Origin of the sequence: Streptomyces sp. ADMS, from assembly GCF_033441795.1 — a bacterium.
Lineage (GTDB): Bacteria > Actinomycetota > Actinomycetes > Streptomycetales > Streptomycetaceae > Streptomyces.
Genome location: NZ_JAVFVX010000611.1, coordinates 1 through 242 on the forward strand (window position 1 = coordinate 1; position 242 = coordinate 242).

The 242-nt window shown below is 67.4% G+C and carries 1 protein-coding gene; it reads right to left on the reverse strand.

The window, feature by feature from the left end; translation table 11 throughout:
- Positions 1 to 181 (reverse strand): DUF6183 family protein (locus tag RB628_RS42180; RefSeq protein ID WP_318325861.1); only part of this gene is annotated, 181 nt, incomplete at its 3' end.
- Positions 182 to 242 lie beyond the last annotated feature (61 nt).

The following is a 242-nucleotide window of genomic DNA, read 5'->3' on the forward strand; positions in this document are numbered from 1 at the left end:
CCACGTCCGCCGTGTCGTGGTGGAACCAGTCCGTGAACGCCATGAAACGCAGCCAACGATGATCGGCGGCGTGCCGCACCGCCTCCGGGAACGGGACGTCGTCGGGCAGCCCCATGAGCGCGTACAGACTGTTCCAGGCGTGCAGTCGGGCGTACGCGGCACATTGCCCCTGGCCGTTCACCCCGCCATCGGATGGCGATCAAGGGCGTCTCCCCCTATCTGCGGTACGACGACGCTGATGC